The organism is Peptostreptococcus russellii (assembly GCF_900110295.1).
In the GTDB taxonomy this organism is placed as follows: Bacteria; Bacillota; Clostridia; order Peptostreptococcales; family Peptostreptococcaceae; genus Peptostreptococcus; species Peptostreptococcus russellii_A.
In genome coordinates, this window is record NZ_FODF01000002.1 from 96409 (window position 1) to 112942 (window position 16534).

Annotated in this window: 17 protein-coding genes and 1 tRNA gene; 3 read left to right on the forward strand and 15 right to left on the reverse strand. The window is 31.5% G+C overall.

The window, feature by feature from the left end; genetic code table 11:
- Positions 1 to 4: 4 nt before the first annotated feature.
- The gene (locus BMY82_RS01850; RefSeq protein WP_091974011.1) at positions 5 to 832 is read left to right on the forward strand and encodes a ComEC/Rec2 family competence protein; all 828 of its coding nucleotides are present in this window, start codon (positions 5 to 7) and stop codon (positions 830 to 832) included.
- Between the two features lie 18 nt (positions 833 to 850).
- Here the strand turns inward: BMY82_RS01850 and BMY82_RS01855 are convergent, their stop codons facing one another.
- Complete coding sequence (locus BMY82_RS01855; protein ID WP_091974013.1) at positions 851 to 1558, reverse strand: tRNA threonylcarbamoyladenosine dehydratase; 708 nt, start codon at positions 1556 to 1558, stop codon at positions 851 to 853.
- 309 nt (positions 1559 to 1867) lie between these two features.
- On the opposite strand from BMY82_RS01855, the gene BMY82_RS01860 reads away from it, so the two are divergent.
- Positions 1868 to 2749: an SH3 domain-containing protein gene (locus tag BMY82_RS01860; RefSeq protein ID WP_091974019.1), complete on the forward strand. Its 882-nt coding sequence runs from the start codon at positions 1868 to 1870 to the stop codon at positions 2747 to 2749.
- Positions 2750 to 2890: 141 nt separating this feature from the next.
- Here the strand turns inward: BMY82_RS01860 and BMY82_RS01865 are convergent, their stop codons facing one another.
- From BMY82_RS01865 to BMY82_RS01890, 7 genes are all read right to left on the reverse strand, one after another.
- Positions 2891 to 3664 carry an acyl-CoA dehydratase activase gene (locus BMY82_RS01865; RefSeq protein WP_091974022.1) on the reverse strand — a complete coding sequence of 258 codons (774 nt, stop codon included), beginning with the start codon at positions 3662 to 3664 and terminating at the stop codon, positions 2891 to 2893.
- A 14-nt stretch (positions 3665 to 3678) separates the two neighbouring features.
- On the reverse strand, positions 3679 to 3936 hold the full coding sequence (locus BMY82_RS01870) for a putative Se/S carrier protein (protein ID WP_091974025.1): 258 nt from the start codon (positions 3934 to 3936) through the stop codon (positions 3679 to 3681).
- A gap of 12 nt (positions 3937 to 3948) precedes the next feature.
- Positions 3949 to 5223: a double-cubane-cluster-containing anaerobic reductase gene (locus tag BMY82_RS01875; protein WP_091974028.1), complete on the reverse strand. Its 1275-nt coding sequence runs from the start codon at positions 5221 to 5223 to the stop codon at positions 3949 to 3951.
- Between the two features lie 246 nt (positions 5224 to 5469).
- Positions 5470 to 7311: an aminotransferase class V-fold PLP-dependent enzyme gene (locus BMY82_RS01880; protein ID WP_091974031.1), complete on the reverse strand. Its 1842-nt coding sequence runs from the start codon at positions 7309 to 7311 to the stop codon at positions 5470 to 5472.
- 100 nt (positions 7312 to 7411) lie between these two features.
- Positions 7412 to 7508 (reverse strand) — tRNA-Sec (locus BMY82_RS09425).
- A gap of 308 nt (positions 7509 to 7816) precedes the next feature.
- Positions 7817 to 8491 (reverse strand): uracil-DNA glycosylase, encoded by a 675-nt coding sequence (locus BMY82_RS01885; protein ID WP_091974034.1) that lies wholly within the window; start codon positions 8489 to 8491, stop codon positions 7817 to 7819.
- A 123-nt stretch (positions 8492 to 8614) separates the two neighbouring features.
- A complete protein-coding gene (locus BMY82_RS01890) occupies positions 8615 to 8986 on the reverse strand; it encodes a NusG domain II-containing protein (RefSeq protein ID WP_091974037.1) in 372 nt (123 codons plus the stop codon).
- Between the two features lie 99 nt (positions 8987 to 9085).
- Between BMY82_RS01890 and BMY82_RS01895 the strand changes: the two genes are divergently transcribed.
- The gene (locus BMY82_RS01895; RefSeq protein WP_091974040.1) at positions 9086 to 10132 is read left to right on the forward strand and encodes an FAD:protein FMN transferase; all 1047 of its coding nucleotides are present in this window, start codon (positions 9086 to 9088) and stop codon (positions 10130 to 10132) included.
- A gap of 50 nt (positions 10133 to 10182) precedes the next feature.
- Here the strand turns inward: BMY82_RS01895 and nusB are convergent, their stop codons facing one another.
- The 7 genes from nusB to BMY82_RS01930 form a co-directional block, all read right to left on the reverse strand.
- Complete coding sequence (gene nusB, locus BMY82_RS01900; RefSeq protein WP_091974042.1) at positions 10183 to 10683, reverse strand: transcription antitermination factor NusB; 501 nt, start codon at positions 10681 to 10683, stop codon at positions 10183 to 10185.
- On the reverse strand, positions 10673 to 11014 hold the full coding sequence (locus tag BMY82_RS01905; RefSeq protein ID WP_091974044.1) for an Asp23/Gls24 family envelope stress response protein: 342 nt from the start codon (positions 11012 to 11014) through the stop codon (positions 10673 to 10675). The genes nusB and BMY82_RS01905 overlap by 11 nt, the downstream gene beginning before the upstream one ends.
- Positions 11015 to 11142: 128 nt before the next feature.
- Entirely contained in the window at positions 11143 to 13119 is a 1977-nt protein-coding gene (locus tag BMY82_RS01910; RefSeq protein WP_091974046.1) for a fructose-1,6-bisphosphatase, read from the reverse strand.
- Between the two features lie 20 nt (positions 13120 to 13139).
- Entirely contained in the window at positions 13140 to 14141 is a 1002-nt protein-coding gene (gene plsX / locus BMY82_RS01915; protein WP_091974048.1) for a phosphate acyltransferase PlsX, read from the reverse strand.
- 270 nt (positions 14142 to 14411) lie between these two features.
- Positions 14412 to 14591, reverse strand: coding sequence for a 50S ribosomal protein L32 (gene rpmF, locus BMY82_RS01920; protein WP_091974050.1), 180 nt, complete (start codon positions 14589 to 14591; stop codon positions 14412 to 14414).
- 17 nt (positions 14592 to 14608) lie between these two features.
- Positions 14609 to 15127 (reverse strand): YceD family protein, encoded by a 519-nt coding sequence (locus BMY82_RS01925; protein ID WP_091974052.1) that lies wholly within the window; start codon positions 15125 to 15127, stop codon positions 14609 to 14611.
- A gap of 150 nt (positions 15128 to 15277) precedes the next feature.
- A complete protein-coding gene (locus BMY82_RS01930) occupies positions 15278 to 16474 on the reverse strand; it encodes an acetate/propionate family kinase (RefSeq protein ID WP_091974054.1) in 1197 nt (398 codons plus the stop codon).
- Positions 16475 to 16534 lie beyond the last annotated feature (60 nt).

Sequence of the window (16534 nt, forward strand, 5' to 3'; positions counted from 1 at the left end):
TTCCATGAAAAATAAACTTTTTTCTATTATTGTATTATTTGTTTTTTCTATACTTCTTGTCTCTTGTAGAGAAAATGCAAATGAATTAAAACTCGATATTATAGATGTAGATCAAGGTGATTCCATTCTTGTAATAACTCCAGAAAAGAAAAGTCTTCTTATAGATTCTGGAGAAGAAGATTTCTCACGCTCAGTTATTAGAGATTTAAAGAAAAATAGAGTTAAAAAACTAGACTATGTTATAGGAACTCATTCAGATTCTGATCATATAGGTGCAATGAGTGATGTTTTAAAAGAAGTAGGTGCTGATAAACTTATACTTTCTAAAGACAATATTTTAAAAACAGAGCTAAATAACTTAATTTCTACAGCTGAATCTATGAATGTAAATCTAAATAGGGTTGAATCTGGCGACATTTTAAAGATAGATAAAGATACTGTCATATATATACTATCTCCATCTAAAATAAGTCAAGATCCTAATAAAAATTCAATTGTTTTTCTCCTTAAATTTAAAAATCATTCCTTGATTTTTACAGGAGATGCAGATTCTGAAATAGAAAACAAAATTCTTCAAAAGTACAAGCTCGGACACTGTGAATTCTTAAAAGCCGGACATCACGGTAGTAAGACTTCATCATCTGAAAAATTTATAAGAACTTTAAGACCAGATATAACAGCTATATCCTGTGGATACAAAAATAGATATGGGCATCCATCTAAGGACACCCTTGATACTCTATCCAAATATAACTCTAAGATTTTTCGCACAGATATCTCTGGCACTCTTCACTTTTATTTTAATGACCAGGGAGTTTTTTTATCAAAATAAGCACACTATTTTTGAATACTACTTTATTATTTCTCTTACTATATATGATGCAATAGCCAAACCTGCAGCCGAAGGTACAAAAGACATACTTCCATTTACTCTTTTTACTTTATCTCCTTCTTTAAATACAGCTGTTTCCCTTGGTTTTTCTTTAGAATATGCCACTTTTAATTTTTTGACTCCTCTTTTTTTTAGCTCCCTTCTTAAAACCTTAGCCAAGGGACACATCTCCGTCTTGTAAAGATCTGTTATTTCTATCATTGTAGGGTCCAATTTATTTCCCATACCCATACTACTTATAATGTTTAAGTCTCTTTTGTAACACTCTTCAATTAAATGTATTTTAGACTTCATCATATCTATTGCATCTACTACAAAATCATAATTTCCTTCTAATAACTCTTCTGATGTCTTTTCATCAAATAACATCCTTTTAGCGTTTATATTTATATCTGGATTTATATCTTTTATTCTTTCTTTCATTACATCTACCTTATATCTACCAATAGTAGAATGTAATGCTGGTATCTGTCTGTTTATATTTGTTATATCTACATCATCGAAATCAACTATTGTAAGATTTCCTATTCCTGCTCTTACAAGAGCTTCAACAACATAGCTCCCTACTCCACCAACACCAAAAACAATTACATTGGCAGCTGCAAGTTTATCAACACCTTCTTTTCCTATTACAATTTCTGTTCTTTGACTGAATTTTTTATCCATTATTTTCTCCTTAACAATATTTCTTATATGTGAAATATACTTCCTTCTATTTTTTATTATTTATTAGTAAGCTAAGATATGCACAAGTTATATCTTTTCAATAAATATTCATATACCTTGATTCATTATAATTCTCATCATACTTTATTGTCAACATTGAAAACAAGGGATTTTTTTCTTAAAAGTGCTTTATCAATTGAAAAGAATTGAAAGATTTTGTATAATTAGAGTAGGGTAAAATATTCAAATTTATATTTATAATAATATTTATATTTTTAAACAAAAATAATCATAGTGGAGGAAAGTGTTTTGAAAACTGATAATAATTTTTATGATGATTATGAAGATTATGATGGTGATAAGAAAAAAAAATATTTTATCATAGGCGGAATAATTATTTTAGTAATTGCACTTATTGTAGCTGGTTTTTTTCTTAAAAAGAAAGTAGAAATATCGTCACTTGAGAAGAAAGCACAAAGTCTTGTTGAAATGGAAGACTATGATGAAGCTCTAAAGGTATATTCAGACCTATATACTAAAACAGGAGATGTAAAATACAAATCAAGTAGAAATCAAGTTTCTATCAAAAAAGAAGTAAAAGATACACTTAAAGATGCCAAAGAGCAGGAACAAAAAGGTGATCTTGTAAAGGCAATAGTTCTATACAAAGCGGTTCCAAAGGAGGACGCAAAAAACTATCAGTATGCATCTGCTCAAATCGATTCTTTAAAGAAGGAAATTGTAAGAAAGGCTAGCTCGATGATCGATTCAGGAAATACATCAGAAGCAAGTAGCATCCTTTCAGATTATATATCTGTAGTCCCTGATGATAAGAAGGCAATAGAGCTTTATAAGAAAATTTCTGGTAAAAGCGATAAAGAAATTGAAAAGGTAGTAGTTGAAAAAAATGTTCCTGTTGTAATTTCAGACAATAATGCAAGCAGTTCTAATTCTAGTCCTAGCCAAGCAAATCAAACAGCAAGTGCAATCAACGGTAGCTATCAGTATATCACTTCAGCTCAGGCTAATGTAAGATCTGGTCCAAGTAAGGGTTCATCTGTTGTAGGAACTCTTTCAAGAGGCGATGAAGTTTATATTTACGATACTTATGTTGAATCGGAAAGTAGAATATGGTGCAAAATAGATGGTGGATGGATTTCATACAATACTATGAATAATACAATCAAATAATACAAATTAAAATACCCTCTATTAAAGAAGATTCTTCTTTGTGTCTCCTTTAATAGAGGGTATTTTTATATATAGGCTATGTTATAAGAAAAGCGACAAACCTAATAGTTTGCCGCAATCTTTAAGGACCGTATATTAATACTATTTTTCTTTATTATACTTGCTTTCTGCTATTAAAGAAACTCCTAAAGCACCTGCATACCTTCCATCTTCAGATGTATTAACAGGCAACTTTATTTTCTTTGAAAGAGAGTCAGCAAAAAACTTGCTGTGACTCAATCCTCCTGTAAGCACCACATATTCAGAATTTGCAAACTTACTGAATAGTTGTGCCACCTTACCAGCTACCGAATCTACTACTCCTGCAGCTATATCTGCTCTACTTCTACCTTCTCCGATATAGTTTATAATTTCGGATTCAGCAAATACTGTACATAGAGAGCTTATCGGCAGTATTTCACCTTCCATAGCTAGGTTGAACAAATCATCTATGCTTACTCCAAGTCTATTTGCCATAACTTCGATAAATTTCCCTGTTCCAGCGGAGCACTTGTCATTCATTAGGAAATCCGATACAAAACCATTTTCAATTTTTATGATTTTCGTATCCTGTCCACCAATATCTACTATTGTGCAATTCTTACCTACCATTTCATAGCCACCTTTTCCATGGCAAGTAATTTCAGTAACTACATAATCTGCAAAATCTACGGCTACTCTTCCATAACCTGTAGCTCCTACTATTACCTCATCACTTTCAACATCTATTTCATCTTCCATTAATCTCTCTACTATTGTACTTGCAGTTTCCTTACTGCTCCAACCTGTAGGTATTACAAACTTAGATGTTGAATCTTCTTTTCTAGCCACAACTTTAGATGCTGTTGAACCAATATCTATCCCTACATAAATCATATTACACATCCTCCCTAACAATATCTATCTCTATTAGGATTGATGTCCCTTTCTATAGATTCTATTGTTATTATTTCGATATCATTTTCTTCAACTACTCTTCTTACTTCATCTAGTTCATTTTCTTCAACTATGAGAGATATACCACAACACTTACTCAAAGATCTAGGTGTTGGAGATATCATTGACTGAAGTCCATTTTCCTTTAATTTAGAATTTAACTTCAGACCATTCTCATGGTTGTTAAATAAAACGTAAAAAACTTTTTCCATTTCTTACACTAACTACCTTTCTAGCATTTCTATAAATGCTCCAACTCTTGTTCTCAACTGCTGAACATCAGAGTCAGTATAATCTGTTTCAATTCCAAGTACAGGAATACCAGCTTCCTTTAAAGCTCTTTCTACTAAGAATCCTTCTGTGTCATATAGATTACAGAACTTAAGATTTATATCTATAACGCCATCTATATCATATTCCTTGCAAAGTCTTAATATATCATCTATTCTACCCTGATTAGGAGTAAAGCATGCACAGTTTATTCCCATATATCTTTCTGCTAATGCATCTATCTGTTCTTCAACAGTATCCTTAGTTTCGTCAACTAATCTTTCAAAATATCTTGTACCAGTACACATTTCTTCACAAACAACCGCTCCACCAGAAGTTTCTATTATATTGTGCATCTTCCAGTTTGGTATTGCAAGAGGTGTACCTGCAAGAAGTATTCTCTTTGTTCCTTCTGGGAATACACTTACTCCCTCTTCCACTCTCTTTTCAAGTTCATCACATAACTTATTTGTCATTTCAGCAAATCTAGTTGGATCATCATAGAAAGCTATCTGAGAAATTAACAGACAGTCTTTTCCTGAAATAGGTATATTCTTATTCTTTCTGAATGAATATAGTCTATCAAGAGCACGTCTCTTGTTGTTTATTAATTTTATAGAATCTGCAAGTTTTTCTGCAGTAACTTTATTACCCGTAAAGTCTTCAACCTTATTCTTTAGCTCAGTTATTTCTTCAGCCCAAGCCTTGTAATCCTTGCTTCTCTTCATCTGTGGAAGATCCATTACATACATAGGAACATCTTCTCCAAGAATTTCCCACGCCTTCTTCTTGCCATCACAAGTAGTTTCACCTATATACATATCCGCTATCTTAAAGAATGGACATGTACTGTCTAATCTCGCTCCTACTGATGCCTTTATTAATGGACATGTATTAGTTGGAAGAACCTTTTCCCCTCCTGGAACCCAGAACTGGGAACCGCCACATAAACCTGTTGCTATGCCGTCTGCAGCAAATATAACTTCATCTGGAACATACACACAGAATGTACCGAATACCTTCTTTCCATCCTTCTGAGCCTGTACTAATTCAGCTGGTCTTACCCCATGTATTTCAGATACAACAAAGTCGAAGTACCCCATATTCTCAGGTCTATTCTTCTGAGATAAATAAACATCTGTAAATGCCATCGGAAGCACTTCACATAGCTGATCATGAGTCTCAAGATCCATTCCTAATTCTTTCCACATTTCTCTGTAATCTGCCATTAATATTTCCTCCCCTAATATGAAATAATATTATTATCTAAGAAGGTTAAAAAATTAATAATTATTTTTCACACTTCTATCTTTATATTAACATATAAAAAAGTTTTTATGGATAATTTTTATATGCTATAAGTTTTAATAATAGTTGTGTGTTTGACTATAGCTTTTATCTATTATTTTTCTGACTTTTTAAACGATTTTTCTTTTAAAAACCTTACTTCTTTTATATTATATAAGTCCTTTTATTTATATACATATATTTTCTTCAACGGATTTAATAATATAGTCTATATCGTATTTGTTATTGAAATAACCTATAGAAAATCTAATACTTCCATTTGGAAAAGTGTCCTCTGCCATATGTGTGCAAGGTGAACACTGTATTCCAACTCTAGTCATAATATGATTGATCATATCTAGATTAAATGCTACCATTGCATCATCTTGTCCACTTATTATTACAGAACAAAATGAACCACTACCCCTAGCATCTACATTTTCTATTTTAGAAAGACCTTCTCTAAGCTTTTTGCCCAGGATATGTTTCTTTTCTATTATTTTATCTAATCCAACATAATCTATAAAATCTAAAGCCGCCCCTGTTCCTATAATTGCTGGTAAATTCATGGTACCTGCTTCAAATTTATCCGGTATCATTAAAGGCATACTAGGACTATTGGATTGACTTCCTGTTCCTCCGTATATCAATGGATCTATTTCTTTTGCGATTTCATTATTTATAATCAAATGCGCTAGGCCTTCCGGTCCCATTAATCCGATATGAGATGATACTACTATAGCATGAGCTTTGAGTTCTTCTACATTTATTTCACGCTCGCAAGCTGCCTGAACTGCATCTATAAAAAAAATAATATTTTTTCTAGCACATACTTTGCCCACTTCTATAGCCTTTCTATTATAAAAACCTGTAATATTATCTACTAAAGTCAAAAATACTACTTTTGTCTTATCGCCGATTAAGTTTTCAAAATCAGAAATCTTATACTCATATTCTAATAAATCTTTTAAATCGTCTCCACTATTTTTTGAATCTAAATTTTCATTACTTCCTAAAATAAAACTTTTTATCTCTGCCTTTCTAGACTTAGATATAAGAAGTTTATCCCTGTTATTATTATCACTACTTGAAGACCATACCTTTATATTGATGCCTTTTTTTTCAAGATACTGCAAAGTTCTCCATGTAGAGTTATGCATTCTATCATCTACTATTATCTCATCACCTTCTTTTAATACTCCTCTTAAAATAAGGTTTATAAGTTCTGTTGCAGAAGATCCGAAAACACAATTATATCCCTTAGGCGAATTCGTAAATTTAAGCATCTTATCTCTTACATCTATAACTTTTGAAGATAGTTTATAGGCCTTCATATATGTCCCTCTATTTATACTAAAAGATTCATTATCAATAAACTCCGACATACTTTTGGCAAGATTGGGAGCTTTTGGAAAAGAACTTGAGGCATTATCTATATAAATTTCTTTACATATTACTTTTCTTAGAGAATCTAAATCAATCTTTGTATGAAATTCTCCATTTTCGCCACATGGATCCACTTGTAACTTTTCTAATTTATCTATGAAGCTTTGCTCATAAACTTGACCAATTAAATCTTCTGATAGTGTGCTTTCATCTATTTTTACAATATTTGCCTTTATGGATGTAGATATAAACTCTTTGGCAATACTTTTTCTATCTTCAAATAACAATGGGTGTATACACTCTATTCCTATATTCTGACATCTTCTATTGTTCCATTTAATATGTTCTACTATGTCTATATCTCCGAAAATACAAGCTTGTGCACCAAGTTTTTTAGCTTCAGACAATGCTTTTTCAAATTTTTCTTCATAGTCTTCTACATTTGTATCTGTAAAAATAAGTTCACATCTAAATATCTCTGCTGCCTTCTTAAAATACTCTCTTTTTATATTGTGAGTCCATGAAGATTCCTTATCTTCCTTACCAGATACAATAATAGCTACTATTCTATGACCCCTATCAAGCATTCTTTTAATTGCCAATGTTGAATCCTTACCACCACTAAAGGATGCTGCAAATTCCATACTATCCCCCCTAAATAAAATTCATTAAAATATTTTATTTTTTGCAATAAAAAACTACTGATTTTAGTATAACATAAAATCAGTAGTAAAATTCATAATTTGGCGGGAATGCGTGAGAATCGAACTCACCCAAGAGGCTCCTAACCCCTCATACTAGTTTTGAAGACTAGAGGGCACACCAGCACCCATTCACCCCCGTAAATTTGTGTACTTCTTTAAGTGAGTACTATATAATAGTAGCATAAATATTGTTTTCCTTCAAGAGTTTTTCTAATTATATAATACTTTTTATTTATATCTATTATAACATAAATCTATAAATACTACACTTTTTTAATAAAAAAGTTTTAAATACTATTTTCTTAAATAACTTTAGATATTTTTTCATATTTTTTGGAAATTTTATCCATCTACTATAAGTTTTTAAGCAACTTCTTGTATGACTTTCTAGACTAATGCTTTCAATCATATGAAACATCAATATACTTATCAATATTATATAATATTAAATATTTTCTATTTGCCAATCAATTTTCTCCTTGCCCATTTCTTCAAGAATTTCATTTGCTTTTTTGAAGTGTCCACATCCGAAAAAACCTCTGTATACAGAAAGTGGACTTGGATGAGGCGCTTCCAAAATAATATGTTTATTTTTATCTATTATTTTTTTCTTACTTCTTGCATTTGCTCCCCATAATAAAAATATTACTGGATCCTCTCTATCGCTAAGATATTTAATTATATTATCAGTAAATATCTCCCAACCCATTCCCTTATGAGAGTTTGCATTATGAGCTCTTACAGTAAGAACTGTATTGATTAAAAGTACTCCTTGATCTGCCCATTTGACTAAATATCCATTATTAGGTATAAAGCAATCCAGTTCATCTTTTAATTCTTTATACATATTTTGAAGAGATGGTGGAGTCTGAACACCTGGTTTAACTGAAAAGGCTAAACCGTGAGCCTGTCCTACATTATGATATGGATCTTGACCTATTATTACCACCTTTGTATCTTTATATGAAGTATATTTCAAAGCATTGAATATATCATACATATTGGGAAAAATTTCCTGAGTCGAGTATTCTTTTTTAAGAAATTCTCTTAGATTTTTATAATATTCTTTTTCAAATTCTCCTTTTAGTATCTCATCCCAATCATTTCCTATATGTACCATGTTATCCCCCTATTTTCAAACCTTTTATTAATATATTTTCACTATATATTTGTCTTAATCATTTTAATATTTTAAGATATATATAGTTTATCTCCTTATATTATAATATTATTTTTAAATATTTTATTTGACTATTACGTCATGTTCTTTTTTGTCTTTATTATCGCTGACTATCTTGATATTCACTCTATGAGGAAGACATACTATACTCTCACCTGTTTTCTTGACAAAACCAGTTCTTACACAAACTTTATCTGGACAATTTGCATGAAGCATCTCAACTCCATTATCATGAATATATACTGTATTTTTGCCTTTTCCATTATTTATCTCAATTTTTTTATCCTCATTAATTGGTAATTCTTTGTAAAGTTTATTATTTACATATATCTCAACCCTATCACTTTTACCAGAATTTAGAATTTTGTTACCCAAAATAGCTCCCAAGGCAATAATTATAACGCTTATAATCAAAATTATGTCTTTCTTTTTCATAGAATCTCCTTAAATTATGATATAATGTACTGTGTGCTTGTGCAGATTAGTCTACACCCTAAGTCACATTATAAATTATATCATATATGGGAGGATAAAATGAAAAAGAATGGAAAAATCTTATTTCTGATTACAACGCTGATTTTGCTTACTGCCCTTATAGTATCTAATACCGTTTTTAAGAAGGGAACTTATTCCCAAACTAACTACTATTTGGACACAGTAAATGAAGTTTCACTTATAAATATTAGAAAAAAACAAGCAGATAAGCTTCTTCCTGAGGTTGACAAAATAATATTGGATATCAATAATGAAATGAGTCTTCAGCTTCCTGGAAGCGAATTATCAAAAATAAATAAAAATGCTGGTATTAAAGCTGTAAAAGTAAGTGATGATATTTTTAATGTAATTGAAAAATCTGTTTATTACTCTAAGCTTACAAATGGCGAATTTGATATAGCAGTAGGTCCACTTACTTCTTTATGGAATATTGGCAATAAAAATGCAAGGGTTCCTTCTGAATCAGAAATTAAAAATGTACTGCCTTTGGTCAACTACAAAAATATAGTTTTAAACAAAGCTGAACGCACAGTTTATTTAAAGGAAAAAGGTATGAAGCTTGACCTAGGTGGAATTGCTAAGGGCTTTTGTGCAGATAAAATTGCTTCCTATCTTAAAAATAATGGAGTCAAAGATGCTATAATTAACCTTGGTGGTAATATATATGTTTTAGGTAAAAACGATAGAAATAAAGACTTTTCAGTTGGAATACAAGACCCTGCAAAGGATTCAAGTAGCCCTATGGCAAATATAAAGGTTAGTAACAAGTCAATTGTTACATCTGGAATATACGAAAGATATCTAGAAAAAGACGGAAAGATTTATCATCATATGTTAAATCCTAAAACTGGATATCCTTTTGACAACAATCTAAACAGTGTTACAATAGTCTCTGATAAATCTATAGATGGAGATGCACTTTCAACTTCCATTTATGGACTAGGTTTAAAAGAAGGATTTGAAAAAATAAAAAGCATTAAAGGTGTAGATGCTATTTTTATTACTAAGGACTCAAAAGTGTATATTACAGATGGTCTAAAAAACAATTTTGAATTACTAAATAACAAATACCATCTTGTAAATTAATCATAAAAATAGAAAACCTTGGGTAAATACCCAAGGTTTTCTTTATTTATCTATTCTCCGATTATACTTCCTAGTATACCATTTATATACTTATAAGCATTATCATCACAATATTTTTTAGCAAGTATTACTGCCTGATCACAAGCAACACCGTTTGGAACTATTGCAGTGTACTTTATTTCTGCTATAGCTATTCTTAAAATAGAAACATCTACTTTAGGCAAAGTTTCAACTGTCCAATTTCTAGCATACTTATTTATATATTCATCTATTTCTGATATATTAGATTCAATAACTCTTGACATATCCATAAGGTATGAACCGTCAAGTACTACATCTCTATATGTTTCTAGCTGGTCAAATTCTCTACCACCATTTTCTATATGTATCTCCATTGCATCATCTTCGACTCCATCAAGAAATGTATCTAACTTCTGATATAAATCTTCCCAACCTGCTTCTAGCAGTTCATTCTGATACAAAAACTTCATGAAAAGTTCTCTTGATACAACTCTTCTTACTAGCAAATCATTAACTTTATTATTTTTCATTATCCTTTTTATCTCTTTCCTTCTTAAGCTCTACGCTGACAACATGAACATTGACCTGAGATACTTTTAGTCCCGCCATTGTCTCAACTGCATTAACTATATTTTCTTGAACCTTGAAACAAACTTCAGGTATAACCTGACCAAATGTAACTGATAGTTCAACATCTATAGACGCCTTATCGCTGTCTATTTCAACTTTTATTCCATTGTTACCAAATAATTTATCCGTAAACGATGTAGACTTGTCTATTCCGTCAACTTCCAATGCTGCAAAACCAGCAATTGTCTGTATAACGTCATTTGATATCTTTATCTGACCCAAATTTTCCATTTTACACCTCCATAAAATACTTACAATATTATACCATATTTTAAGCCTCTATGCTATTGAGTGTTTTAAAAAAATCACTTAAAAGCAAAATTTTTATAATATTGTATATCTATAAGCCTTGTTGACTCTTACTTTTCCTTTATAAGACCGCATTTATATGCTGCCAACAAAGTCTTTAAATCTTCTACTTTTTCAGATAACTGTTTACCATCATTGGTATCCGCTATCATCCTTCTCTTTGTTCTATGCTCTACAAGAACAGTTGAAGATATTATATCAATTTCATTCTCTACTGCATCTTCCTTAGAAGTAAAAGGCTCATGTGATACTAATTGAAGAGTTCTTGAGTTATAAATTAATGTATATCCAGCCATACCAGTTTTGGACTGATACGCCCTAGAAAATCCACCATCTATAACGAATATCTTCCCCCCTGCCTTTACAGGTTTTTCTCCCTTTTTAAATTTAACAGGAACATGACCATTTATAATATGATCTTCTTCAAAGTTCATATTAAATTCTTCAAATATATTCTTCAAAACATCCATATCTTCTCTTAAAATATAATATGGATTCTTATTTTCTACATGAGTTTCCTTATCTTCTATAAAGTATCTTTCAAAAGTTGTCATCTCATCTTTTCCAAATAATGACGAGCATTTTCCTGTCCATAAATACCAAAACATATCTAGACCATAGGCTCTTTTATTATCATCTTTTTCATAGTAACCTTCTCTTACAAGATTCTCCATCTTGTCTAGAAGAGCTCTTCCACTATATTTATTACCCTTTAGTTTCATTTCCATAAAACTTCCGTCATTATTTAGTGGAATACCGCCATGTATTAATAGATTTCCATTATATTTTAAATAAATACTTCCCTTTACAAATAAGAAGTTCACATGTTTTTGAAGCTTATCACTCATTCTAAATGATTTTACTAACTTTTCAACTATATCACATTCTTCTTGAGTTAGTCTAAAAGGATCCTTTGGATCTATTGTAGGGAAATTAGTATCTTTTAGTTTATAAACTTTTTCCTTTAAATTGATTGTTCCTTTTTCATAATCTATCTTATCAAGAAGTAACCTGTGATTCATTCCATATTCTGGATGATTGTTTATTATTTCTCCTTCTAACTTAAACTGTATAATACTTATCGCCTTATGCATTTTTGCAATTAAAGGGATCTCTTGAGTATTAAATTCTGAATCTCCCATTTTAGGAAGAAATTCACTACAAGGATCGTCCTTATATGTTTTAAGTGCAAATGTTGCTAAAGGTAGCAAGTTTATACCGTATACATCTTCTACAATGTCTAGGTTAGCATATCTAGATGAAATCCTAAGGGCATTTGCTATACAAGTTTTTTCTCCTGCAGCTGCACCCATCCAAAGAATATCATGATTTCCCCATTGTATGTCCACACAGTGATGCTCCATAAGTCTATCTACAATAATATCAGGTCTTGGTCCTCTATCGTAAATATCCCCTACAATATGTAATCTATCTACCACTAGCCTCTGTATAGCTGTACATATTGCAACTATAAAATCTTCTGACTGTCCCAGATTAATTATCGTCTCAACTAGAGATTCATAGTATTCTTCTTTATGCTCACTTTTTCTGTGTTCATGAAGAAGCTCTTCTATTACATAGCTGTATTCAGCTGGTAATAGCTTTCTCACCTTAGATCTAGTATATTTACTTGAACAATATTTACAAAGTTCAACCAATCTATAGATGCTAATTCTATAAAAATCTTCTATATTTGCATCTGTCTTTTTAACAAGTTCCAATTTACTATGAGGATAATAGACTAAAGTTGCCAGAGTCTTTTTTTCTGAGTCCCGCATAGTATTTGAAAATAATTCGTCTATTTTTCTTCTTATTACTCCTGAACCATTTTTTAATACATGTATAAAAGCTTCATGCTCTCCATGTATATCAGATAAAAAATGCTCCGTACCCTTAGGAAGATTTAATATTGCTTCTAAATTAATAATTTCAGTACTAGCCTTTGATATTGTAGGATACTGATTAGCCAGTAGTTTCAAATACTTCATCTTAGATTTTAACTCCTCATATGAGTATTTTTCAGTCATGATATAATACCTCCAAAAATCTATTTTGCCTTACCTTCGACATATTTCTTTATTTCATCCATTACTTCTCCTTCATGGAATTTAATACCTTGGTATATTGCATTTTTAATAGATTTTGCATTAGAACTACCGTGTGCCTTAATCACTCCACCATCTACTCCTAAGAAAGGTGCACCACCATAAGAAGTATAATCAAGTAGATCTTTTATTTCTTTTAATTCACTCTTCATTAATAAAGCCCCAATTTTTGACTTTGTAGTAGACATCATCGCCTCTTTAAGCTTTTTAAACAGTGATAAAACACTACCTTCTACTGTTTTTAAAACAATATTGCCGATAAATCCATCACATACTACAACATCGCATACTCCGTTAAGAATTTCTCTTGTTTCCATATTCCCAATGAAGTTTAAGCCCTCTACATTCTTTAATTCTTCAAAAGTTTTTTTAACGAGATCATTCCCCTTACCTTCTTCTGTTCCTATATTTGCAAGAGCTACCCTAGGAGAATCTTTTTTAAGGACTTTTCTAGCATATATGTCTGTCATAAATGCGAAATCCATGAGATTTTGCACATCGCAATCAACATTGGCTCCAGTATCCGCCAGCATAGTGGAACCACCATTTATAGTTGGAAGAGTAGCACATATACAAGGTCTTGATATACCTTTTATTCTCTTAATGATAAACACTCCCCCGCTTAGCAGTGCCCCTGTACTTCCTGCAGATATTACTATATCCGCTTCTTTATTTTTAACCATATTAAGTGCTACAACCATTGAACTATCCTTTTTCTTTCTAATTGCATGGACAGGTTTTTCTTCATTTGTAATCACTTCTGTTGTATGAACTACAGATATCTTATTCTTGTCATAACTATGCTTTTTAAGCTCTTCATTTATAGCCTTTTCATCGCCTGTTATAACAATATCAACTCCGTATTCATTAACAGCCATACAAGCACCTTCTACTACTGCCTGTGGAGCGTTATCTCCGCCCATTCCATCTATGACAATCTTCATATAATTCCTCCCATCTCATATACTTTTGTATATACAGAAGTCTGTAATAGCTTTGCATTTCTTCTTGGCAAAAGTATTATAAATTATATTCAAAATACTTAGCCTCATAAAATATTCTTACATCACTATTTATTCTTTTATAAGCAATTAATATCTATTAATTAAGCACAAACTCCTAATCCTATTATATCATAAATTTGCATAAAAAATGTGAATGAGATAAGAATCTCATTCACATCATTTATCATTTTTAAATTTTCTAAAATCTAATTAGTCAACAGATACAACTTCTTTTCCGTTGTAGCTTCCACAAGTCTGACAAACTCTGTGTGGTAACTTTGGTTCGTGGCACTGAGGGCACTCAACGAAACCAGTTGGAACCATCTTTGAGTTAGCTGCTCTTCTCATATTCTTTTTAGATTTAGATGTTCTACGCTTTGGTACTGCCATGAAGACACCTCCTTACTCTATTTTAACAATTCTTTTAGTTTAGCAAATCTAGGATCAATGTCATCGACATCTATGGAGTCTTCACACTTACAGTCTTCAGTATTAAGATTTACCCCACAGCCTGAACATATTCCTTTACAATATTCGCTACATAGAATTCGTTGAGGCATATTAAAACATAAAGTACTTTCGATAATCTCCATAAGGTTAACTTCTGATGAATCTATCTCAAATACATCCACATCTTCAAATTCACTCTCATCGTATTCTTCTCTCATTAGATAAGCTTCAATATTATATTCTACCGGAACTTTGACATCGGCTAGACACCTATTACAACTACCTAGAAAAACAAACTCAACTTTTGCCTTTAATAAGAAGTTCTGCCCAGCTTTTGATATTTGTCCAGATAGATGAACCGGTGATACTAATTTGTACTCTACACCGGAAAATTCGAAACTTGAGACATTTTCGCTCAAATCGAAGTCTTTACTTCTTATTTCCTTATTATATAGAGATTCAATATTTAGCTTCATAATTTATCACCTCTAAAAACATTACTTGTCTATTATACATACTCAAAAATTATTTGTCAAGCATTTTTGCCTTATACTTATTTTTTTTTGAGTTATTTTTCGGTAAAATATTTTCTATATTTATATATATTTACCAGTAGCTTTATTTTACTACTTAGCAAGCTTTACAGTATCTCTTGCTATCATTAATTCTTCATTTGTTGGTATAAGAAGTACCTTAACCTTTGAATCTTCTGTAGATATTACAGTGTCCTTACCTCTTACATTATTCTTTTCTTCATCTATATTTATTCCTAAGAATTCCATATCCTTACATATATCAGCTCTCATGCTTATACTGTTTTCACCAAGACCAGCAGTGAATACAACTGCATCTACACCATTCATTTCTGCTGCATATGCACCTATGTACTTCTTAACTCTCTGAATATAAGCTTCTAAAGCATTTATAGCCTTCTTATCTCCATTGTTTGCTGCATCTTCTATGTCTCTAAAGTCTGAAGATATACCAGTCATACCATATACACCTGACTGCTTGTTCATTAGCTTATCAACGCCGTCAGCATCTAGGTTTTCCTTCTTCATTACAAATGGTATTATAGCTGGGTCTATATCACCACATCTAGTACCCATTATTAGACCTTCAAGAGGAGTTAATCCCATACTTGTATCTAAACACTTACCATGATCAACAGCTGCTATTGAAGCACCGTTGCCTAAGTGACAAGTTATTATTCTAAGATCTTCAGGAGCCTTTCCTAACATTTCAGCAGCTCTCTGAGTTACGTACATATGACTTGTACCATGGAAACCATATCTTCTTACTCCATACTTTGTATATAATTCATATGGAAGACCATATAAAAATGTCTTTTCTGGCATAGTCTGATGGAAAGCTGTATCAAATACAGCAACCTGTACTACGTCTGGTAATATAGCCTTACAAGCCTCAACACCCATTAAGTTAGCTGGATTGTGAAGTGGTGCAAGATCAGATACACCTTCTATAGCTGCTATTACTTCATCTGTTAATACAGCTGAAGAAGCGAACTTTTCTCCACCGTGAACTATTCTATGTCCTACAGCATCTATTTCCTTCATATCCTTTACTGCTCCAACCTTTTCATCAACAACTGCTGATAATACATGGTTGATTGCATCCTTGTGGTCCTTCATAGGAGTTTCTACTATGTGCTTACCATCTAGCCCTGGCTTTTCGTGCTTAAGAACAGAACCATCTATTCCTATTCTTTCAACTAGCCCCTTACATAGTACTGATTCATTAGTCATATCTATTAACTGATACTTTAATGATGAACTTCCACAGTTTAATACTAAAACCTTCATTATAATGTTTACCTCCATAAATATATTATTTATTATTAATAATCCAATGTTAATATATCA